The following is a 21,210-nucleotide window of genomic DNA, read 5'->3' on the forward strand; positions in this document are numbered from 1 at the left end:
ACAGGAACGGCGAGGGTGATGACGGAGACGACGCCCGTGCTCGTGATGCGAGGCATCCGCAAGAGCTTCGCGGGCAACGAGGTGCTCCACGGCGTGGACCTGGAGGTCAGGCCAGGGGAGATCCACGCCCTGGTCGGCCACAACGGGGCCGGCAAGAGCACGCTCATCAAGGTCCTCGGCGGTGTCTACGCGGACTACAGCGGGGACATCGTCCTGGGCGGTGCGCCCACGCGGTTCGCGCAGCCGCAGGACTCGTTGGCCGCGGGCGTCGCCGTCATCCACCAGGAGTTCTCGCTCGTGCCGGAGTTCGACGCGGCCCAGAACCTGGCGCTGGGGCACGAGCCCCGGCGCCGGGTCGGGCTCGTCGACCACCGCGCCACGCAGGCGCAGGGCAAGGCCCTGCTCGAGCGGCTGGGGCTCACCGTGCCCCTGGGTGTGCCGTCGCGCGACCTGAGCGTGGCGCACCAGCAGCTCACCGAGATCGCCAAGTCCCTGAGCCGTGACGCGCGGATCCTCGTGATGGACGAGCCGACGTCCCGGCTGGCCCGTGCCGAGCGCGAGGCGCTGTTCGCGATCATGCGGAGTGTCAGCGCCCGCGGCGTCGGCATCATCTACATCAGCCACTTCCTCGACGAGGTGCTCGCTGTCGCGGACCGTGTGACGGTGCTGCGGGACGGCACCGCGGTCACCACGTGCCCGGCGGGCGAGCTGACGGTCGACAGCCTCGCCGAGCACATCGTGGGGCAGTCGATCGCGGACCGGGCGCCGAACGCGGCCGGCGACGACGCGGCGCCCGTGGTGCTGGAGCTCGAGCAGTTCGGGCAGCGGGGACGCCGCGGCGCCACGCTGCAGGTGCGTGCCGGGCAGGTCCTCGGGCTCGCCGGGCTCGTCGGGTCGGGGCGTTCGTCGTTCCTCGAGTCCCTGTGCGCGGCTCGCCCCGCGCAGGGGTCGATGCGCCTGGGCGGTGCCCCCGTCAGGTTCGGCTCCCCGGCCGATGCCGCGGCACGCGGCGTGGTCCTCGTCCCCGAGGACCGCAAGCACAAGGGCGTCATCATGCAGCGCGGCGTCGACGAGAACATCGTGCTGACGGCGCTGTCGCGCAAGTACGCCCGCAAGGGCGTCGTGCGTGGAGGGCTGCGGCGACGTGCGGTGCGTGCGTCGATCCAGCGCTTCGGGATCCGCACGCCGTCACCCGAGAGCCCGATCGCGGCGCTCTCGGGCGGCAACCAGCAGAAGACCCTCATCGCTCGCGCGAGCGAGGCCGACCCGGTGGTGCTGCTGCTCGACCAGCCGACCGCGGGGGTGGACATCGGTGCCAAGGGCGAGATCTACGCCCAGGTGCGGGCGCTCGCCGCGCAGGGCGTCGCCTGCGTCGTCGCCAGCGACGAGCTCGAGGAGCTCCTCGTGCTGTGCGACGACATCGCGGTCGTGCGGTCGGGCCAGATCGGCCCCGCCCAGCGTGTCGCCGACCTCGACGAGCCCACGCTCCTCGCCCAGATCAGCTCGAAGGGAGATCACGCATGAGCCGGATCCTCGGTGTCAAGGCCTACGGCTGGGAGTGGTCGACCGAGCACGGGCTCGACATGGCCGGCGCCGCGCGGCGGATGCGTGAGCAGCGCCTGGACTGGGTGCTCGCGCAGAACCTGATCGACCCGCTGCCCGGCAGCGCGGTCGACCAGAGCCCGCCGGCGGGTGCCTACGACGACCGTGAGTGGACCGCGCGCCTGCAGGACGAGGGGCTGCGCGTCTACCAGTCGACGTCCTGCTTCTTCCAGCCCGAGGAGTTCGCGGCGCACCCGCACCTGCGCCCGGTCGACCAGCACGGTGAGGTCTTCGAGCCGTTCAGCTGGTACGTCGGCATCTGCCCGACCGACCCGCTCTACCTGGAGCGCAAGCGCGAGCGCCTCGCACAGGCCGTCGCCACGACGCGCCCCGACGGAGTGTTCCTGTCGTTCCTGCGGTTCCCGGGCTTCTGGGAGATGTGGCTGCCGGACGCGGACGGCTTCACCGGCACCCGGCGCGAGGACGTCCGCGAGTACTGCTTCTGCGAGCGCTGCCTCGCGCTGTTCGGCGCGTGGGCGGGCGTGGACCTCGGGTCGGGCTCCGTACCCGAGCGCGCCGCCCTGGTGCTGGGGGAGCTGCGTGACGAGTGGACGGCATGGAAGTGCACGGTCGTCGCGGACGTCGCGACCACCCTGCGGGCCGCGGTGCGCGACGTCGTGCCGACGGCGGACGTGATCCTCAACGGCTTCGGCCTGGGGCGCGACGACTTCGGCAACGCCGTCGAGGAGGTCCTGGGGCAGCGGTTCTCGGCGCTCGACGCCGCGGTGGACCACTACGAGCTGATGTTCTACTTCCAGATCCAGAAGCGTGACCCGGCGACGTGGATCCCGCAGCGGGTCGCCGAGGTGCGGGCGCAGACGGACAGGACCGTGCTGGCCGACCTGCAGGGCGGGGCCGAGTACCTCGAGGACATCTACGCACCCGGGCGCCGCCGCCGGGAGATCACGGCCCAGGAGTGGCGCGACGCGCTGCGCGGGGTGGCCCGCTCGGGAGCCGACGGCGTCCTCGTCTACTCGTGGCGGGACCTGCTCGCCGACACGGCCGCGGGCGGCGAGCGTGTGCGCCGCCTCATCGACTACAAGGACGGCGAACTTGACTGACCAGACCATTCCGGGCGCGCTCATGCGCGCCGAGATCGCCGAGCAGCCCGAGCGCTGGCTCGAGCTCGGCGCGGCGGGCGTCGGGGACGCCGCACGTCTGGTGCGCGAGCGCGGGGTGGACGCCGTGACGTTCGCCGCCCGCGGGACGAGCGACCACGCGGCGGTCTACGGCCAGTACCTGGTCCAGACGCAGCTGGGGATCCCCGCGCACATGGCGACCCCGAGCATGGCTACGGTGTACCAGCGGGACGTGACCAGCCCGTCGACCCTCGTGGTGGCGCTCTCGCAGTCGGGCCGGTCGCCCGACCTCGTCGAGACGGTCCGCAGCGCGCGGCGCAGCGCCTGCCCCACCCTCGCGATCACGAACGACCCGTCGTCGCCGCTGGCGACGGGTGCCGACGTGCACGTCCCGATCCGTGCGGGCGCGGAGCTCTCGGTCGCCGCGACCAAGAGCTACACCGGTGAGCTGCTGGCCCTGTACCTGTGGGTGCAGGAGCTGCTGGGGACACCGCCCGAGGTCGTCACGGCACGGGTCGCGGACGTCGCACGTGCCGGACGCGCGCTGCACGAGCGCGCGCGGGGGTGGGCCCGGCGCGTCGCGCTCGAGCTCGGGGACGCCGACCGCGCACTGGTCCTGGGTCGCGGCTACGGCCTGGCGACGGCCCGCGAGGCCGCGCTCAAGCTCACCGAGACGTGCGCGGTCGCGGCGTCGGGGTGGAGCGCCGCCGACGCCAAGCACGGCCCGCTCGCTCAGGTCGTGGCCGGTACCCCGGTCTTCTGCCTGCGTGGCGCCACCGTCGGACGCGAGTCCGTGGAGGCGCTGATGCCGGACCTGCGTGCACGCGGCGCCCGGCTCTGGTCCACGTGGGCGGCGCCCGAGGCGGGCGGCGACGCCGGTCCGGACGACCTCGTGCTCCCCTCCGGGGTGGCCGACGAGCTCGTGCCGCTGCTCGAGATCATCCCGTTCCAGCTGCTCGCGCTCGAGCTCTCGCTCGTTCGCGGGATGGACCCCGACCGCCCTCGCGGGCTGACGAAGGTGACGCTCACGTCCTGACGCGGACCCGGCGCCCTCACCTCGCGGTGCGGGCGCCGGTCTCGTGGCGGCAGGGCGCCGGGCAGACGCCGTGTCAGCGCCGGGCCGCAGCCGACCCGCCGGTCCGGAGCGTCCGTCGGGGCCCGGGCTACAGGAGGGTGACGAGGCCCAGCACACCGACCGCGATGCCGAGCGCGAGCGAGACGGCCACGAGCACGAGGTGGACGGTGAAGAACCGGGTCACGTTGCCGTCGGCGTCCCGCGCGCGCGGGTCGGCGCTGACGCGCTGCCAGAACTGCGGCCACACGACGAGGTTCCAGATGCCGGCGACGACGAGGACCAGGGACCAGACGAGGGGGAGCTCCACGGACCGATCGTGGCACACCCCGTCGCGGGCTCGCGGCTACCCTCGGCCGCGTGACGGACCTCCCGACGCCCGCGACGGCTCGCGTCGTGGGGGTCCTGCGGCTCGTCGTGGCGGTCGCGGTGCTCGTGGTGCTGGCGGTGTCGTACGCCGAGCAGCGTGCTGCGGGACGCGGGGCGCTCGTCGACTTCCTCGGGTACTTCACCAACCTGACGAGCCTGCTCGCGAGCGTCGTCCTCCTCGTGACGGGCACGCTCCTCGTCGCCGGCCGGCCGGTTGGAGCCGGGCTGACCGTCGCCCGCGGCGTGGCGGCGGCGTGCCTGGTCGTCGTCGCGGTCGTCTACAACTTCCTGGTGCCCGGCGAGGGCGGGGCCACGGCGTGGGTGAGCGCGGTGCTGCACCTGGGGTTCCCATGCGTCGCCGCGCTCGACTGGCTGCTCGTCGCCGATCGTCCGCCGCTGCCGTGGCGCCGCCTGTGGGTCGTGCTGCCGTACCCGCTGGCGTGGCTCGGGGTCGTCCTGGTGCGCGGCGCCGCCGACGGCTGGGTGCCCTACGGGTTCCTGCTGCCGGAGCGGGGCGCCGGCTCGGTGACGCTGCACGTGCTCGGGCTGGTCGTGGTCCTGGTGGCTGCGGGCGCGCTCGTGTGGGCGGCCAGCCGGGTGCGCAGGCTGCCGCGTCGTCGCGCCGCGCCCGCGGACGCCTGACGAGCGCCGGCGACCGGTACGTTCGCCCGATGGGACTTCGACAGGTCGCGTGGCGTGCGTGCTACGAGCTGCTCGGCGCGCGCGTCCGGCAGCCCGCGTGGACGTTCATGAACTACGGCTACGCGCCGCTCGACGCCACCGCGTCGCCGCTCGTCCTCGACCCCGCCGACGAGCCGGACCGGTACGGCATCGGGCTCTACGCGCACGTCCTGGACGGTCTCGACCTCGCCGGCACGGACGTCCTCGAGGTCGGGTCCGGGCGGGGCGGGGGAGCGTCGTGGGTCGCGCGCTCGCGCGGGCCGCGCACGACCACGGGCGTGGACCTGGCGGCCTCGGCGGTCGCCCTCAGCCGTCGGGACCGCCGCGGCCCCGGGCTGCGGTTCGTCCGGGGCGACGCGCTCGCGCTGCCGTTCGACGACGCGTCGTTCGACGTCGTGCTCAACGTCGAGTCGTCGCACTGCTACCCGTCGGTGGACAGGTTCGTCGCCGAGGTGCACCGCGTGCTGCGCCCGGGCGGCACGTTCGCGTGGGCGGACTTCCGCGGCGCGGACGACGTCGCGGCCACGCGCGCGCAGCTGCGGTCCAGCGGGCTCGCGCCGGTGCGCGAGGACGACATCACGGCCGAGGTGCTGCACGCGCTGCGCCTCGACGACGCGCGGCGTGCCGCGCTGGTGCGGGACTGGATCCCGCGCCTGGTGCAGCCGGCGTTCCGGCCGTTCGCCGGCCTCGACGGCACGCGCACGCACGACCGGTTCACCACGGGCGCGACGCGGTACCTGTCGGCGCAGCTCGTCCGGGAGCGGTGACGTCCCCACGGCCCGGATGTGGTCACATCTACGTGCGCGGTGCCCGGATGTGGTCGCCGGAGTGACCACATCCCGGCGGGTCAGCGCTCGCGGGGGCGCAGGCGGACGTGCGGGAGCTCCGGGGCAGGGAGCGGCGGGCCGGCGTAGCCGTGGACCTCGCCGAACCGGCCCAGCCCGGTGGTGTCGCCCGCGATCGCGGCCTGCCACTGCGCGCGCGCCTCGACGACCTCGTCGTGCGTGCGCCCGACGAAGTTCCACCACATGAGGACGGGCTCGTCGAACGGTGCGCCGCCCATCAGCACCGCCCGCACGGGCGCGTCACCGGCTTCGAGGACCAGCACGCCGCGGCCGGGCGGCGCGTACGCGAGCCACGACCGGGCGACGTCGTGACCCTCGAAGCGCAGAACGCCGGTGTCGACCAGGACGCCGTGCTCGAAGGTCGGGTCCACGGGCAGGACCACGCGCGCACCCGCGGGCACGTCGACCTGCGCCGCGACGAGCGGCGAGTACGTGCGCGCCGGCGACGCCACCGGGCCCAGCGCCCCCATGAAGACGCGGACCAGCGCGCCGTCGACCGTGAACGTCGGCACGTCGGCGACGTGGTCGAACGCGCGCTCACCGTGCCGGGCGGACTCCGGCAGCACCGTCCACAGCTGCACGCCGTGCAGCACCCGCTGCTCGGGGAACAGCGCCGGCGTGGCCTCCTCGCTGTGGCAGATGCCGCGGCCCGCGGTCATGAGGTTGAGCTGCCCGGGGACCACGACCTGCTCCGAGCCGAGCGCGTCGCGGTGCAGCACCGACCCCTCGAACAGCCACGTGACCGTCTGCAGCCCGGTGTGCGGGTGCGGGGGCACGTCCATGCCGCCGGTGGCCGCGACGTCGTCCGGGCCGTAGTGGTCCGCGAAGCAGAACGGGCCGACCAGCGAGCGGGCCCGCGACGGCAGCGTCCGACGCACCGTCATCGCCCGCAGCCCGCCCAGCGGCACGTCGCGCGGCTCGACGAGCTCGACGTCGGCCGCCGGGCCCGCGACGCACACCTGCTCGTCGGGGTGCGGGTCGAGGTTGGTCACGCGGTCAGGCTACGGGCGGCGCGCCGGTGGGGGGTGACCGGCGCGGGTCGGTACCGTCGCGCGCATGTCCGGGTCCGAGGCGCTGCGCCGCGCCGGTGCGCGCTGGGACGACGGCCCGGGCGCCGGGGAGTGGATCGCGCCGCTGCTGGGCGAGCTCGGCCCGAGCGTGGGGCACGCGGTACCGCTCGGGTACGACGCGTACGCGGTGGTGCCGCTGTTCCCCGACGGCGCGGATGACGGTGCGGACCTCGGTGACGAGCCCGTCGACGGGTACGTGGCGCTCGCACGGCTCCTCGACGCGCTCACGCCGGCCACGGGCGACCAGCCCGTGCACTGCGGCCTCTGGGAGGGCTTCGGGTTCCTGTTCGACCACGGTACCGACCCCCGCTACGCGCCCGGCATGGGCGTCGGCGTGGGGTGGGACCCGGCCGGTCCCGTACCGGACGCCGCCGAGATCGCCCGTGCCCGGGCCGAGGCCGAGGACGCCCTGGCGGCACGCCGACTCGAGCGCCCGGCCGCCGACCCGCTGCACCTGCCCCACCGCGCGTACCACCTGTGGACGGGGCCGCTGCCCGCCGCGCTCGCGCTGCGGGACCTCCCGGGCGACGCGCCGTCGCTGGTCTGGCCCGAGGACCGGTCGTGGTTCGTCGGTGTGCCGATCTACACGCGCGAGGTCGCGGTGGGCGCGTCGGCGGCGGTCGTCGACGCGCTGCTGGCGGACCCGGGGCTCGCGGCGCGTCGCGTCGAACCCGGCGACGTGCTCGACATCGACGACTGACCGGGCGCACGGAGCCGCGCACCGGCGACCCGATGAGTCCCGGCCACGGCGGCGGTCAGCACCGGCGACCACCACCTGACCGGAGGTACCCATGGCGACCGTCGTCTCCACCCTGTTCATCTCGCTCGACGGCGTGGCCGAGATCGACCCGGAATGGCACTTCCCGTACTTCGACGACGAGATGGGCGCGGCCGTCGGCGAGGACTACGAGGACGTCGACGTGCTCGTCCTGGGCCGCGTCACGTACGACTCGTTCGCCGGCGCGTGGCCCGACCGCGAGGCCGCGGGCGGGGAGGACGCGGGGTTCGCGAAGGAGCTCGGTGACGTGCGCAAGCTCGTCGCGACCCGGGGCGACCAGGACCTGGGTTGGCGCAACGTCGAGCGAACGCCCGACGTCGTCGCCGCGGTCCGGGCCCTGCGGGAGGACGCGACGGTGGGCAAGGTCCTCGTCGCCGGGTCGATCTCGGTGGTCCGCCAGCTCCTCGACGCCGACCTCCTCGACGAGCTGCGGCTGTTCGTCCACCCCGTCGCCGCGCGCAAGGGGGAGCGGCTGTTCGCCGAGGCCGACACGTTCCGGCCGTTCGCGCTGCTGCGCTCGCAGGCGCTGCCCCGCGGGGTGCTCCGCGTGGTCTACGCGCCCGCCGCGCTGCCGGGGGAGGCGACGTACGACGACGCCAAGGAGCACCTGCCGGACGCGTGACGCCCGGGGCGTGCGACGTCAGACCCGCAGCAGCGTCGCGGCCAGGTGGCCCGCGTACCCGCCGGGCGTGCGGCCGACGGGCCGCCCGGACGTGCGCACGTCGACCACGTCGGACGCCACGACGTGCGCACCCGTCGCACGCAGGCGCGCCACGAGGTCGACGTCCTCGTGCTCGCGGGCCGGCAGGAACCCGCCCGCGCGCGCGTACGCGGAGGCCCGCACGCCGAGGTTCGCACCGTGCACGTGCCCGTTGGGGCGGCCCGTGACGTGCGTCGTGCGCCACGTCTCCCACTGCGCGACGCTGAGGTCCGCGGGGTCGGGGTGCACGGTCCCGACGACCACGTCGGCGCCCGCGTCGGCGAGGCGCACGTGCTCGACGAGCCAGTCCGGGCGGACCTGCGAGTCGGCGTCGGTGCAGGCCAGCCACGTGCGGGGGAGGTCGGCGGCCGCGAGCGCGGCGTCGACCCCCGTGCGGCGGGCCGTACCCACGTCACCGGCCTCGAGGTGCAGCGCCCGCACGCCCGCGTCGCGTCCGCCCCGGGCGCGCACGTACCCCGCGACGACCTCCGCGCTCGCGTCCCGGCACGCGTCGAGCACCACGACGAGGTCGACCGTGCAGCCGCCGCGCGCGAGCAGCGCGTCCCGCGCGGCGCCGAGCGCGAGCAGGCAGCGGCCGAGCAGCGCCTCCTCGTCGCGCACGGGCACGACGACCGCGACGTGCGTGACGCCGTGCGCGCTCACCGCAGCCCCGTGCGCTCGGCCACCGACCGCGGGTCGCGGCTCCACACGTCGAGCAGCAGGTCGGCCTCGCGGTGCTCGACGAGGTGCGCCAGACCGGCGTCCTGCGCGGCGCGCGCGAGCGCCCGGTGCACGGCGTCCCCGGGCAGCGGGTAGTCCTCGACCGCGTGCCGCCAGTGGCACGCGAGCACCGTCCCGCCGCGCGCGAGGCGCGTCAGCAGGTCGGGCAGAGCGGCCGTGAGGTCGGCCCACGACAGGTAGTAGCCGACCTCCGAGAGCACGACGAGGTCGAACGGGCCGCCGGGCAGGGCGTCGTCACCGGTGCCGCCCAGGGCGCCCCGCACGACCTGGACGTGGGGCGCGTCCGCGAGGCGCTCGCGTGCGCGCTCCAGGGCCGCGTCCGCGACGTCCGTGCCCGTCAGCTCGTCGCACCGGGCGGCGAGCTCGGCCGTCAGGACGCCGATGGCGCACCCGACCTCCAGGGCGCGGGCGTAGCGGGCGTCGGGCAGCGCCGCGAGGGTCAGCGCACGCTTGCGCGCCTCGTACGGGCGGTCGGTGAAGCCCCACGGGTCGGCGTGCCGGGCGTACGTCGCGTCGAAGTACGCGGCGGGCAGCGTCGCGCGCGCGGGAGCACCCGGCCCGGGCCGCGCGGGCTCGTGCACGACGAACGGCTCGACGTCCCGGTCGAACCCGCGCAGGAACCGCGGGTGCAGCACGGGCGCGTCCGCGGGGTGGTCCGACAGCGGCTGCACCTGCGACGTGTGCGCCGCGACCGCACGCTGCTTGAGCACGACGGCGTGGTCGGACAGCGGCAGCGCGCGCAGGTCGTCCCACGGCACCGCGGGGTGCTCGGGCGTCGCCCAGTGCCACAGCCACAGGGGTGCCTCGGCGAGCGTGCACCCCAGCTCGTCGGCGAGCTCGGCGCACACCTCCGCCAGCACCCGGTGGTCGCGGTGGCCGTCGCCGCGCCACGTCGTGACGAGCGTCGCGACGGGCGCCCCGGCGGTCAGGACCGCGCGCAGGTCGGCCGCGACCCGGTCGCGGACCTCCCGCAGCCCGCCGTCCGGGTGGCCCAGGAGCGTCACGTCCGACGCGGGCGACAGGATCTCGACGGCGTGCCGGACCTCGTCGACGCGGCGACGCGCGAGGGCCGTCGGGTCGAGCGTCGGCGAGCCCGGGTGCGACGCGGCGCCGTCGGACACCACGACCACGTCCGCCGGACGGCCCGCGGCGGCGAGCTCGGCCAGCAGGCCACCGGCGGTCAGCGTCTCGTCGTCCGGGTGCGCGGCGACGACGACCGTGCGGCCCGCACGCGGCAGCGGCCACGTCGGCAGGGCCGCGAGCCGTGCGTCCCACACGTCCGGCGGCGTGCCGGCGGCCCGGCCGTCGAAGCTCACCACGGCGCCACGTCACGACCCGCGAGCGCCGCCCCCAGCGAGGCCTCGTCGCGTTCGGCGTGGTGCTGGCGCACGTAGACCTGCAGGTCCGCGACGCGCTTGGCGTGCTCGGCGTCGAGCGCGAGCGGTGCCGGGCCCAGCGCGTGGCCGACGCGCGCGAGCACGTCCTCGCACGCCCGGGCGACGCTCGCGCGCACGCGCCGGGCGACCACGGACCCGCTCACGCCCGCGTCCAGGTCGCCGTCCACGACGCGCGCGGCCTCCTCGAGCGCGCGGCGCGCGTCCTGGAGGGACGCGTCGACCGCACCGAGGTGCATCGCGACGAGCCGGTCGTCGGTGATCGTCGCGCGCTGCCAGAGCGTGCGCGCCAGGCCCGTCGCGCCGCCGTACCAGCACGCGGCCACGCCGATGCCGCCCCACCAGAACCCCGGCCGCGCCAGGTACCAGCCGGGCCCGCCGACGGGTGCGGCGGGGACGTCGTCGAACGCGACGGGCGTCGAGGGGATCTCCGTGAGCCCGCGCGACGCCCACGGCTGGTCGACGGGCGCGACCCCCGGGTCCGTCAGGTCGACCGCGAACAGCGCGCGCTCACCGTCGGGCAGGTGGGCGGTCACGAGCGCGGCGTCCAGACGGTTCGCGAGCGAGCACCACGGCTTGGTGCCGGTGAGGCGCCAGGCGTCACCGTGCGGCACCGCGTCGAGCCGGACGCCCGGACCCTCGGCTGCGAACACGCCCCACGTGCGCTCACCGCCGGCCGGCAGCCCGGCCTGCTCACGGATCGCGAGGGCGTCGAGGTGCGGCTCGACGGCACGCGCGACGCCCAGGTCGTGCGCGCCGAGCGTCGCGAGCAGCGACCACAGGCGCAGGGTCGAGCCGGCACCGGGACGCAGGTCGGCAGGCCAGCCGCGGACGGCGGTGAGCGCGTCGTCGGGGTCGGCCGGCAGGACGTCCGGCAGCCACGGTGCGTGCGTACCGAGCCGGACGGGGGAGCTGGTGCGTGGCACGGACGTCCTCGGGTGGGCGGCGGGTCCAGCAGATCATCACCGCGGACGTCCGCGGCGGCGACCGGAACGAGCCGACGGGCGTGCGGGACGCGCGCCGGCCCGCGGGCGCGACGCCGGGGCGACGCCGGGTGCCGGCCGGTGGGTCTGGTGCCGGGGGTCGGTCCGTCACAGGATGGGGGCATGGGCGAGCCGGGGGCAGGCCAGGAGCACGTCGTCGTGATCGGTGCCGGCATCGCCGGCCTGCTGACCGCGGCAGCGCTCGCCCGCGACGGCCGCACCGTCACCGTGCTCGACCGCGACGACCTGCCCGACGCGCCCGTGCCCCGGCCCGGCGTGCCGCAGGGGCGGCAGCCGCACCTGCTGCTGCACCGCGGGCTGCTCGCGATCGAGGAGCTGCTGCCCGGGTTCGGGGCCGAGCTGCTGGCGGCCGGTGCCGTGCCGGTCGACACCGGTGAGCTCGCGTGGCTGGGCACGGGCGGGTGGGCGCCGCCGTCGCACCAGCCGCACGTGCTGCTGGCGACGCGTCCGCTCATCGAGCACGTCGCGCGCCGGCGCGTGCAGGCGCTGCCGGGCGTGCGGGCCGTCGGCGGGCAGCGCGTCACCGGCCTCCGGCGGGACGGCGCGTCGCGCTGGCTGGTCGACGCGGTCACGGCGGGCTGGTCCGACGCGCCGCCACCACCGCCACCACCGTCCCCGGGCCGGTCGGATGCCGTGCCACCGTCGTCCACGGGCGGCGCGGCGTCACCGCCGTGGCCCGCCGACCTCGTCGTCGACGCGTCCGGCCGCGCGTCCCGCCTGCCGACGTGGCTCGCGGCCCTCGGTCGCGCCGAGGCGCCGGTCGAGGAGGTCGACGCGCACCTCGGGTACGCGACCGTGCGGGTGCGGCTGCCCGCCGAGCACGTCGTCGCGCCCGGGGTCGTCGTGCTGCCGCAACGGGGACGCGGCGGCGGCATCGCGGTGCCCGCGGAGGGTGGCCGGTGGACCGTGTCCGGCACCGGGGCGGGCGAGCAGCGTCCACCGCGCGACCTGCCCGGGCTCCGGGACTTCCTCGCCGCACTGCGCGACGACTCGCTCGTGCGGCTCCTCGCGGCCGGCGAGGTCGAGGGGGACGTCGCGACGCACCGCCAGACCGCGAACCGCCGCCACCGGTACGACCGCGTCACCGGCTGGCCCGACGGGCTGCTGGTCGTCGGGGACGCGCTGTGCGCGTTCGACCCCGTGTACGGGCAGGGCATGACGGTCGCGGCGCTCGAGGCGCTCGCGCTGCGCCGGGCCGACGGCGCGGGCCGGCTCGGCCGTCCCGGGGTGGCAGCGCGAGCGGTGCGCACGTGCGTGCGCCTCGGGGAGCTGCCGTGGCAGATGGCGACGAGCGCGGACCGGGTCCTCGCGGGGCTGCCGACGTCGCGCGCTCCCGTGTCCGTGCTGGCCGGCCGCTGGATCGCGGAGGTCGACCGGATGAGCACGCACGGCGACGTCGAGGCGCAGCTCGCGCTGTCACGGCTCTACCAGCTCGCCGCGACGCCCACGAGCCTGCTGCGGCCCCGGCTCGTCGCCCGCTGGCTGCGCGCCCGCGTCCGGGGCCTCGGCCCCCCGGTCCGCCGGCCCCCGGTGCTGCGCGACGAGCTGCCCGTGGTCGCGCGCGGACCCGTCGGGGGTGCGCGGTAGCGTCGTCACCCGTGGAGACCCGCATCGCTGCGTACGCCGTCGTCGTCGACCAGGGGCGGATGCTGCTGGCGCACTGGTCGGAGGGCGAGTACTCCGGCTGGACGCTGCCCGGCGGCGGCCTGGAGTTCGGCGAGCACCCCGAGGAGGCCGCCGTGCGCGAGGTCCGCGAGGAGACCGGGTACGACGTCGAGGTCGACGGGCTGCTCGGCATCGACTCGGTCGTGCACCCCGGTGCGGCCATCGGCCACCCCGACCGGCCGGACCGGCACGCGCTGCGCGTCATCTACCGCGCGCACGTCGTCGGCGGGACGCTGGCGAACGAGGTCGACGGGAGCACCGACGAGGCCGCCTGGTTCCCGCTCGACGCGGTCGACGACCTGCGCCGCGTGCCCCTGGTGGACGTCGCGCGCCGGTTCGCCGGGCTGCCCGTGCGGGACTGACGTGCCGTCCTACCGCGTGACGGCGTCCGTCGGGCTGCTGCGTCCCGGGACGGCGGCACCCGACGTGCTCCCCGAGGCGGTCGCCGCGGCCCGCGCGCTGACCACGGTCGAGGCGTTCGACGTCGGCGTGGTCCGGGGGCGCGCACGTGTCACCGTGCGGTTCGAGGCGGTGGACGACACGGTCGCGCGGCGCATCGGATGGGCCGTGATCGAGCGTCTCGACGAGCTCGCCGAGACCACCGACGGCCACCTGACCCGCCGCTACGGCAACCGGTGGTACCCGGCGGGCACGCGCCGGCGGGACTGACCGGATTGCTCTCTCGCGCACCCGAGGGGGGTGACCCCTCGAGGCAACCCCCGCCTCCTTTTCTTGCTGCGTGAGAGGGCGGTCCAGTGCATGTCACGCCCTCCGGCAGGGCGTGAGAGAGCGATCCGGTGCATGTCGGGCGGGTCGTGGGCGTCCCGGCGTCGCGCGCGGCAGGCTGGGGCGGTGACCTCCCTGGACGACGTCGTCGACGAGCTCTACGGCGGGACGCTCGACGACTTCGTCGCGCGCCGCGACGCCGCCGTGCGCGCCGCGAAGGCTGCGAAGGACAAGGAGCTCGCCGGGCGGATCGGGTCGCTGCGCAAGCCCACGGTCGCCGCGTGGGCCGTCAACGTGCTGGTGCGCGACGACCCGTCGCTCGCCGACGCGCTGCGCGACCTGGGCGAGGGCATGCGGGACGCCGAGCGGAACCTCGACGGGCCGGCCCTGCGCGAGCTCGGCAAGCAGCGTCGTGCGCTCGTCTCCGGGCTCGTCGCCCGCGCGCGGCGGCTCGCGGCCGACGGCGGCCAGAAGCTGTCGACGGCCGCGGCCCAGGAGGTCGAGCACACGCTGACGGCCGCGCTCGCCGACCCGACTGTCGCCGACGCGGTCGCTGCAGGGACCCTCACGCACGGCACGGAGCACGTCGGCTTCGGTGCGGCACCCGCCGTCCGGGACGACCGTGCAGCGTTGCTGCCGGAATCCGGCAGCAACGCTGCACAGTCCGGGGCGCGCGAAGAGGCGCCGCGTGGACGGGCCGGCGGGGACGGGGCGGTCGCGCGACTGCGCGTGCGGGACGGCGCCGTGGAGGGCTCCCGTCGCGCGGCCCGCACGTCGTCCGGCGAGTCGACCGGCACGTCGACCGGGGCTACGGGCGCTGAGGCGCGTGAGCGCGAGCGCCGCGAGAAGGAGCGCGAGCGGCTGCGCCGCCGCCACGAGCAGGCCGTCGCCGCGCGTGAGGCGGCGCAGGCCGACCTCGACCGTGCGCGCACGCGTCACGAGGACACGGCCACGGCCGAGCAGCAGGCGGTCGCCGCGCTCGAGGACGCGGAGACGACGTCCGCGCAGGCGTATGCGGCCGAGGAGGAGCTCGTCCGGGCGCTCGCCGACGTGCGCCGTCGCCTGGCCGACGCCCGCGCCGCGCTGCCCCGCGTCGACGAGACCCTCGTGACCGCACGTGCGCGTGCCCGCGAGCACGAGAAGGCGGTGCGCGCGGCCGCGCGCGAGCTCGAGCGCGCGACGAAGGCGGCCGAGCGGGCCCGCGACCAGGAGCGGCGCGCGTCCGACGAGCTGCCCTGAGCGTCGCGCGTCGTCCCGCCCGCCCGCGCGAGCGCGCCGACCGGGCTCCGGCGAGGTCCCACCCGCCGCGTACCGGGCGCCGCGGACGCCCGTGGCCCGCGCGTCGCACCGGGCCGGAGGTCCCGCGGCGGGCCGGGGTGTCCGGTCATGATGTCCCCGTGCCGACAGAACCCGACGACGACGAGCTCGAGCTGATCCGCCGCTCGGGGGCGGTGCTGCGCGTCGGGCGGCTCAGCCTCGCGGCCGGGACGGGGTCGTACCGCGTGAAGGCGTCGATGGCGCGCGTGGCGGGGGCCCTCGGCATCGACCGGCACCAGGCGCACGTCACGCTCACGGAGATCACGACGACCTCGCACCGCGGCCGGTCGTTCCGCACCGAGGTCACCGAGGTCCGCACGGTGGGCGTCAACACCGACCGGCTGGCGGAGCTGGAGCTGTTGGCCCAGCGGGTCGAGGCCCGGGCGCCGGTCACGGTCGAGGACCTGACGACGCAGATCGACCGGATCGCGGAGAAGCCGCCGCTGTATCCGGTGGTGCTCAACGCGCTGTGGGCGGCCGTGGCCTGTGCGGCGTTCGCGTTCCTCAACAACGGCGGCGCGGTCGAGGTGGTCGGGGCGTTCGTCGGGGCGGGCCTCGGCCAGGGCCTGCGGCGCGTCATGCTGCACCGCGGCTTCAACCAGTTCGGCGTGACGATGCTCGCGGCGACCCTGGCCAGCCTGTCGTACCTCGGGTTCGTGCAGGCGCTGCACCTGCTGGGGGTCACCGGCGGCGTGCACGAGGCGGGGTACGTGGCCGCCGCCCTGTTCCTGGTGCCCGGCTTCCCGCTCGTCACCGGCGCGCTGGACCTGGCCAAGCTCGACTTCTCGGCCGGGGTCGCCCGGCTGACGTGGGCGCTGATGATCTTCGTCTCGGCCGCGTTCGCGCTGTGGGCGGTGTCGATCGTCGTCGGGCTGAGCCCGGACCCGCCGCGTGAGCTGGTGCTGGACCCGGCGGTGATGACGCTGCTGCGCCTGCTCGCGTCGTTCGTCGGCGTGCTCGGCTTCGCGCTGATGTTCAACAGCCCGTGGCGGATGGCGCTGGTCGCGGCGGGCGTCGCGGCGCTGCCGAACCTGCTGCGCATCGAGGCGGTCGTCCTGCTGGACTGGCCGCCGCAGGCCGCCGCCGCCGCCGCCGCGTTCCTCGTGGGGCTGCTCGCCGCGTGGGTGGCACCGCGCCTCAACATCCCGCGCATCACGGTGTACGTGCCGGCCGTGACGATCATGGTGCCCGGGGTGCCGGCGTACCGGGCCGTGTACTACCTGAGCAACGGGGACGTCGCGCAGGCGCTCACGTACGGCGTCTCGGCCGCGCTGGTGGTCACCGCGCTCGCGGTCGGCCTGGCCGTCGCGCGCATGGTCACCGACCGCGAGTGGGGCTTCGAGCACTGACCCGCCCGGTCTGCCGCGGGCCCGCCACGCCCTCGCTTTGGTCACAGGACGGGCGACCGGTAACGTGTGCTCGGCTTGGAGACGTCGCATAGCCAGGTCTAGTGCGCGGCCCTGCTAAGGCCGTGAAGGGGTCAACCCTTCCGTGGGTTCAAATCCCACCGTCTCCGCACGTGTGATGTCCCCGGACATCAGGACGCCCCGGACCTGCGACGAGCAGGTCCGGGGCGTCTGTCGTCCGGGGTGCACCCGGTGCTGTGACCGGCGCGTCGAGGGTGCGTGCAGGACACGGTCGCGGGTCAGCCGGGACTCAGACCCCGACGACGTAGGTGAGCGCGGCCCACACCGAGACGGTGCCGACGGTGGTCCAGATGACGATGGCGACGGCCTGCCAGAGCAGGACCCAGCGGCGCGGCGTCCCCCCGCCCACGAGGACGGTCGCCGTGATCTGGGTGGGGACGGCGAACGGGCCGAGGATGCTCGCGCCGGGGACGCCGTAGCGGACGAGCCACGCGTTGAGGCGCTGACGCCCCTTCGACACCGGCTTCGCGGTGGGCGTCTCGTGGAGCGCCTCCCCGTCGACGCCCGGTCCGGCGCCCGCGCCGACCGCGACCCGGCTCGGACGTCGGTCGACGACAGCCGTCCTGGCGCGTGACGTGAGCGCGACGGCCAGCAGCACGGACAGGAAGTTGCCCGCGGCTGCCGCGGCGGCCGCGACGACGGGATGGATGCCGGCGACGACGCCGATGATGGCCCCTCCCTCGCCCTCGACCATCGGGATCGCGCCGGCGAGCATGATGATGAACGGCTGGACGGCCTCGGGTACCTGGGCCACGAGCTCCTGGATGTTGACGATGAGCTGCTCGATGGGGTTCATGTCGGGTCTTTCCTCTCGGGTGGGTGGTGCGTGTGTCAGGGGTGAGGTTGTCTAGGCGGCCACGGCCGCCGTGGTGCGGGCGTCGTCCGCCGGGGTCATGGACCGTGCGGCGGACAGGAGCGCCTCGCGGAACGACCGGGCGCTGGGGAACCGGGTGCCCGGGTCCTTGGCGAGTGCCCGTCGGAGCACCGCGTCGAGCGCCGGAGCGACCTCGCGGCGATGGGCGCTGACCGGCACGGGGTTCTCGTGCACGTGCTGGTAGGCCACCGCGAGCGCGTCGTCCCCGACGAAGGGGGGCCGTCCGGTCAGCAGCTCGTAGAGCAGACAGCCCGCGGAGTACAGGTCGCTCCGGGCGTCGGCGGTCCCACCGCGCACCTGTTCGGGGGAGAGGTACGCAGCGGTGCCGAGGAGCACGCCGGTCCGGTCCGCGGTGCTGCCGGGATCGCCTCCGACCCGCGCGATCCCGAAGTCCACGACCTTGATCCGGCCCTCGGGTGTGACCATGACGTTGGCCGGCTTGATGTCGCGGTGGATGACGCCCGCACGGTGGCTGATCTCCAACGCCGACAGGACCCCCACCTGATGCGCGACGGCCTCGTCCAGCGCGAGTGCGCCGTCGCGGAGCCGTGCGCGCAGCGACTGGCCGGCGACGTGCTCCATGACGATGAACGGAATGACCGCCCCGCCGTCGTCGACGTGTTCTCCGACGTCATGGACGGAGACGATGCGGGGGTCGTCGAGGACGGCGACCGTTTGCGCCTCCCGCCGGAACCTGGACCGGACGAGCGGGTCACGCGCCAGGTCGGCGTGGAGCACCTTGACCGCGACCTGGCGCCCGAGACGCAGGTCACGGCCGAGGTGGACGACGGCCATGCCGCCGCGGCCGAGGACCTCGCGGAGCTCATAGCGTCCGCCGAGCACGCGAGGCGAATTCATGAGGGGGTCCCTTCCCTTCTGATGGTCGGCCGTGCCGGGAATGGCTGTTCTGGCCACGTCGTCAGACTCGCAGCGGCGGCCGCGCGGTCGCGTCGGTGGGCATCACGGTGGAATGGGCGTCCGGGGCGCCACGGAACCGCCGCGGCGGACCAATCCACGGAGAATGGCGCGCGCCGCGTCAGGGTCCACTACGGTGGCGGCTACCTAGTCGGGGGTAATGGACGGAGAATCACCTGACCCACCTTGTGGGCCGGCACTCGCAGATCGAGGCGGTCGAGAAGCTCCTCTCGCTGGCCCGGGCCGGGCACAGCGGGGCTGTCGTGGTGAGCGGGGAAGCGGGAATCGGGAAGACCGCCGTCCTCCAGCACGCTCAGCAGACGGCGGTCGCCTCGGGATTCCGGGTGGAGACCTCGGTCGGCGTCGAGTCCGAGTCCCAGTTCGCGTTCGCCGGGTTGCACCAGCTGTGCGCCCCCCTGCTGGACCGCGCCGGCACGCTGCCCGAGCCGCAACGGGCTGCTCTCGGCGTCGCGTTCGGACTCCACGGTGGTGTCGCGCCGGACCGGTTCCTGGTGGGGCTCGCCACCCTCCACCTGCTGGCCGAGGCCGCCGAGGAAGCGCCTCTGCTCTGCCTGGTCGACGACGCGCAGTGGCTCGACGAGGCGTCGGTGCAGGTGCTGGCCTTCGTGGCCCGGCGGGTCGGGGCCGAGAGGTTGGCCCTGGTGTTCGGGTTGCGTGACTCCGGCGAGGGCTCGGGCGACCGTCCTCCGGTCGCGGGGCTGCCGGAGCTGCGGCTGGAGCGGCTCGACGAGGCGGACGCACGTGCGCTGCTCGGTGCCGCCCTGCACGGTCCGCTGGACGAAGGTGTACGCGAACGGTTCCTCGCCGAGGCGCGTGGCAACCCCTTGGCGCTGCTGGAGCTGCCCCGCAGCATTCCCACCGGGGACTTCGCGGGCGGGTTCGAGCTGCCCGACGTGCTCGACGTCCCGCACCGCGTCGAGGAGAGCTTCCGGCGCCGCTCGGACAGCCTGCCGCCGGAGACGCAGCGGCTGCTGCTGCTCGTCGCCTCCGAGCCGACGGGCGACGCGGCGCTGCTGTGGCGTGCGGTCGGGCTGCTGGGCCTCGCCCGCGAGGTGGCGATGCCCGCCGAGCAGGCAGGGCTGCTGGAGGTCGGCGCGCGGCTCCGGTTCCGTCACCCGCTGATGCGGTCGGCGGTGTACCGGGCGGCCACGCCGCCGGACCGTCGGCGTGCCCACGCCGCGCTCGCCGAGGCGACCGACCCGCAGGTCGACCCGGATCGCTGTGCCTGGCACCGCGCGCAGGCGGTGCTCGGAGCCGACGAGGAGGCTGCGGAAGGGTTGGAGCTCTCGGCCGGGCGGGCACGCGCCCGCGGGGGTGTGGCCGCCGCGGCCGCGTTCCTGCAGCGCGCCGCGGAGCTGTCCCCCGATCCCGCCGCTCGCGCGCGGCGGGCGCTGGAGGGCGCCGAGGCCAAGCACGAGGCGGGTGCCTCCGAAGCGGCGCAGGAGCTGCTGACGATCGCCGCGGCCGGCCCGTTGGACGCCCTGCAGCACGCTCGCGTCGCACTGCTGCGGGCGCAGGTCGCGTTCCACCTGACACGGGACGGGAACGCCCCTCGCATGCTGCTCGACGCGGCCCGGATGCTTGCCCCGCTCGCCCCGGCACTCTCCCGCGAGACCTTCCTGCACGCGCTGGATGCCGCGGTCCACAACGGCAGCGACGACGTGACCCACATCGCCGAGGCGGCCCTCGCCGCTCCTGCGGCCGACGTCCCCGCGCGGCCCGTGGACCTGCTCCTCGACGGCCTCGCGACGACCCTGACGCGGGGGTACGCGGCGGGCGCACGCGGGTTGTGGAGCGCCGTCGACGCGGTTCGCGCAAGCGCGTCCGCGGGTCCTGGGCGGGACCCTCGCAGCGACGGCTGGCTGTGGCTGGCAGGGCGCACCGCGGTCGGGCTGTTCGACGACGATCTGCTCCACGACGTGGCCACCCGCAACGTCCAGCTGGTCCGTGAGTGCGGTGCGCTGGCCAGGCTCCCGGCCGCGCTGAACCTCCTGTCGATCACCTCCGTCCTGATGGGCGATCTGGCACGGGCGGACGAGCTCGCTGCCGAGGCGGCATCGATCATGGAGGCCACCGGTGGGGTCGAGCTGCGGCACGCCCGCGTCATCCTGGGCGGCTGGGCCGGCGACCACGCCACGACCACCGCGCTCAGCGCGAGCACCGCCCAGGACGACGCCCATCCGGACAGGGGTACGGACGCCACCCAGGCCCAGTACGCGCTGGCGGTGCTGCACAACGGGATGGGCAGCTATGCGAGGGCGCGGGAGGCGGCGACCCGGGCGTGCACGTCACCCGAGGTCGCGATCAGATGCTCGAGCCTCACCGAGCTCATCGAGGCGTGCGTCCGCTCGGGGCAGCCGGAGGACGCGACCCAGGCGATGGAGGAGTTCAGCGCCCGGGCGCGCGTCAGGCCGACCCCCTGGTCGCTGGGGCTGGAGGCGTACGCCCGGGCGCTCATGAGCACCGGCCAGGCGGCCGAGGACCAGTACCGCGCGGCGATCGAGCACCTCGGGAGGAGCCGGATGCGCGGCTACCTCGCCCGCGCCCACCTCGTCCACGGCGAGTGGCTGCGTCGTGAGGGGCGCCGCCGGGATGCCCGGGACCAGCTCCGCACGGCCCACGAGCTGCTCAGCGACATGGGTGCGGACGCGTTCGCCGCCCGGGCCGCCCGCGAGCTCCGCGCGACGGGGGAGCACCCACGCGCGCGTGCCGCCCAGCCGACCGACGAGCTCACCACGCAGGAGCTGCACGTGGCCCGGCTGGTGGCCACCGGGGCCACCTCCCGTGAGGTCGGCGCACGCCTGTTCCTCAGCCCACGGACCGTCGAGGCCCACCTGCGCAACATCTTCCGCAAGCTCGGCATCACCTCGCGCCGCGAGCTCCGCGAGCTCCAGCTCACCTGATCCGACGGGCGCGGCCCGCCGACCATC

At 75.7% G+C, this 21,210-nt stretch carries 20 protein-coding genes and 1 tRNA gene; 14 read left to right on the forward strand and 7 right to left on the reverse strand.

Features of this window, described 5'->3' with window-relative positions; translation table 11 throughout:
* The first annotated feature begins 18 nt into the window (after positions 1–18).
* The 3 genes from KKR89_RS02460 to KKR89_RS02470 are packed head-to-tail and all read left to right on the forward strand — an operon-like array spanning position 19 to position 3,717.
* Entirely contained in the window at positions 19–1,524 is a 1,506-nt protein-coding gene (locus tag KKR89_RS02460) for a sugar ABC transporter ATP-binding protein (RefSeq protein ID WP_208197115.1), read from the forward strand.
* Positions 1,521–2,663, forward strand: coding sequence for a hypothetical protein (locus KKR89_RS02465; protein ID WP_208197116.1), 1,143 nt, complete (start codon positions 1,521–1,523; stop codon positions 2,661–2,663). The genes KKR89_RS02460 and KKR89_RS02465 overlap by 4 nt, the downstream gene beginning before the upstream one ends.
* Positions 2,656–3,717, forward strand: coding sequence for an SIS domain-containing protein (locus tag KKR89_RS02470; RefSeq protein WP_208197117.1), 1,062 nt, complete (start codon positions 2,656–2,658; stop codon positions 3,715–3,717). The genes KKR89_RS02465 and KKR89_RS02470 overlap by 8 nt, the downstream gene beginning before the upstream one ends.
* 127 nt (positions 3,718–3,844) lie before the next feature.
* Here KKR89_RS02470 and KKR89_RS02475 read toward each other — a convergent pair whose 3' ends face one another.
* Positions 3,845–4,063 (reverse strand): SCO4848 family membrane protein, encoded by a 219-nt coding sequence (locus tag KKR89_RS02475; protein ID WP_208197118.1) that lies wholly within the window; start codon positions 4,061–4,063, stop codon positions 3,845–3,847.
* A gap of 50 nt (positions 4,064–4,113) precedes the next feature.
* On the opposite strand from KKR89_RS02475, the gene KKR89_RS02480 reads away from it, so the two are divergent.
* Positions 4,114–4,764, forward strand: a complete 651-nt coding sequence (locus KKR89_RS02480; RefSeq protein WP_251140980.1) for a Pr6Pr family membrane protein — start codon at positions 4,114–4,116, stop codon at positions 4,762–4,764.
* A gap of 29 nt (positions 4,765–4,793) precedes the next feature.
* Positions 4,794–5,570 carry a class I SAM-dependent methyltransferase gene (locus KKR89_RS02485; RefSeq protein ID WP_208197119.1) on the forward strand — a complete coding sequence of 259 codons (777 nt, stop codon included), beginning with the start codon at positions 4,794–4,796 and terminating at the stop codon, positions 5,568–5,570.
* An 80-nt stretch (positions 5,571–5,650) separates the two neighbouring features.
* Here KKR89_RS02485 and KKR89_RS02490 read toward each other — a convergent pair whose 3' ends face one another.
* Positions 5,651–6,640, reverse strand: coding sequence for a pirin family protein (locus KKR89_RS02490; protein ID WP_208197120.1), 990 nt, complete (start codon positions 6,638–6,640; stop codon positions 5,651–5,653).
* 64 nt (positions 6,641–6,704) lie between these two features.
* Here KKR89_RS02490 and KKR89_RS02495 point away from each other — a divergent pair, with 64 nt between their 5' ends.
* Both KKR89_RS02495 and KKR89_RS02500 read left to right on the forward strand, forming a co-directional pair.
* Positions 6,705–7,418 (forward strand): hypothetical protein, encoded by a 714-nt coding sequence (locus tag KKR89_RS02495; RefSeq protein WP_208197121.1) that lies wholly within the window; start codon positions 6,705–6,707, stop codon positions 7,416–7,418.
* 91 nt (positions 7,419–7,509) lie between these two features.
* Positions 7,510–8,118: a dihydrofolate reductase family protein gene (locus tag KKR89_RS02500; protein ID WP_208197122.1), complete on the forward strand. Its 609-nt coding sequence runs from the start codon at positions 7,510–7,512 to the stop codon at positions 8,116–8,118.
* An 18-nt stretch (positions 8,119–8,136) separates the two neighbouring features.
* Here the strand turns inward: KKR89_RS02500 and KKR89_RS02505 are convergent, their stop codons facing one another.
* From KKR89_RS02505 to KKR89_RS02515, 3 genes are read right to left on the reverse strand one after another with little or no spacing between them, the layout of a single operon-like run.
* Entirely contained in the window at positions 8,137–8,859 is a 723-nt protein-coding gene (locus KKR89_RS02505) for a glycosyltransferase (RefSeq protein WP_208197123.1), read from the reverse strand.
* Positions 8,856–10,256 carry a PIG-L family deacetylase gene (locus KKR89_RS02510; protein ID WP_208197124.1) on the reverse strand — a complete coding sequence of 467 codons (1,401 nt, stop codon included), beginning with the start codon at positions 10,254–10,256 and terminating at the stop codon, positions 8,856–8,858. The genes KKR89_RS02505 and KKR89_RS02510 overlap by 4 nt, the downstream gene beginning before the upstream one ends.
* Positions 10,250–11,257: an acyl-CoA dehydrogenase family protein gene (locus KKR89_RS02515; protein ID WP_208197125.1), complete on the reverse strand. Its 1,008-nt coding sequence runs from the start codon at positions 11,255–11,257 to the stop codon at positions 10,250–10,252. Before KKR89_RS02515 ends, KKR89_RS02510 begins: the two co-directional genes overlap by 7 nt.
* A 180-nt stretch (positions 11,258–11,437) precedes the next feature.
* Here KKR89_RS02515 and KKR89_RS02520 point away from each other — a divergent pair, with 180 nt between their 5' ends.
* The 6 genes from KKR89_RS02520 (at position 11,438) to KKR89_RS02545 (ending at position 16,559) form a co-directional block, all read left to right on the forward strand.
* Positions 11,438–12,922: an FAD-dependent oxidoreductase gene (locus KKR89_RS02520; protein ID WP_208197126.1), complete on the forward strand. Its 1,485-nt coding sequence runs from the start codon at positions 11,438–11,440 to the stop codon at positions 12,920–12,922.
* A gap of 11 nt (positions 12,923–12,933) precedes the next feature.
* Positions 12,934–13,362 (forward strand): NUDIX hydrolase, encoded by a 429-nt coding sequence (locus tag KKR89_RS02525; RefSeq protein WP_208197127.1) that lies wholly within the window; start codon positions 12,934–12,936, stop codon positions 13,360–13,362.
* Positions 13,363–13,378: 16 nt separating this feature from the next.
* Positions 13,379–13,669 carry a hypothetical protein gene (locus KKR89_RS02530; protein WP_307802227.1) on the forward strand — a complete coding sequence of 97 codons (291 nt, stop codon included), beginning with the start codon at positions 13,379–13,381 and terminating at the stop codon, positions 13,667–13,669.
* 183 nt (positions 13,670–13,852) lie between these two features.
* On the forward strand, positions 13,853–14,965 hold the full coding sequence (locus tag KKR89_RS02535; protein WP_208197129.1) for a coiled-coil domain-containing protein: 1,113 nt from the start codon (positions 13,853–13,855) through the stop codon (positions 14,963–14,965).
* A 158-nt stretch (positions 14,966–15,123) separates the two neighbouring features.
* On the forward strand, positions 15,124–16,392 hold the full coding sequence (locus tag KKR89_RS02540) for a threonine/serine exporter family protein (protein ID WP_208197130.1): 1,269 nt from the start codon (positions 15,124–15,126) through the stop codon (positions 16,390–16,392).
* A gap of 77 nt (positions 16,393–16,469) precedes the next feature.
* Positions 16,470–16,559, forward strand: a tRNA-Ser gene (locus KKR89_RS02545).
* Positions 16,560–16,699: 140 nt separating this feature from the next.
* Here the strand turns inward: KKR89_RS02545 and KKR89_RS02550 are convergent.
* Positions 16,700–17,266, reverse strand: coding sequence for a LamG domain-containing protein (locus tag KKR89_RS02550; protein ID WP_208197131.1), 567 nt, complete (start codon positions 17,264–17,266; stop codon positions 16,700–16,702).
* A 51-nt stretch (positions 17,267–17,317) separates the two neighbouring features.
* Positions 17,318–18,259, reverse strand: coding sequence for a protein kinase domain-containing protein (locus KKR89_RS02555; protein ID WP_251140981.1), 942 nt, complete (start codon positions 18,257–18,259; stop codon positions 17,318–17,320).
* Positions 18,260–18,447: 188 nt separating this feature from the next.
* Here KKR89_RS02555 and KKR89_RS02560 point away from each other — a divergent pair, with 188 nt between their 5' ends.
* A complete protein-coding gene (locus KKR89_RS02560; RefSeq protein WP_251140982.1) occupies positions 18,448–21,183 on the forward strand; it encodes an ATP-binding protein in 2,736 nt (911 codons plus the stop codon).
* Positions 21,184–21,210: the final 27 nt, after the last annotated feature.

The organism is Cellulomonas dongxiuzhuiae, assembly GCF_018623035.1.
In the GTDB taxonomy this organism is placed as follows: Bacteria; Actinomycetota; Actinomycetes; order Actinomycetales; family Cellulomonadaceae; genus Cellulomonas; species Cellulomonas dongxiuzhuiae.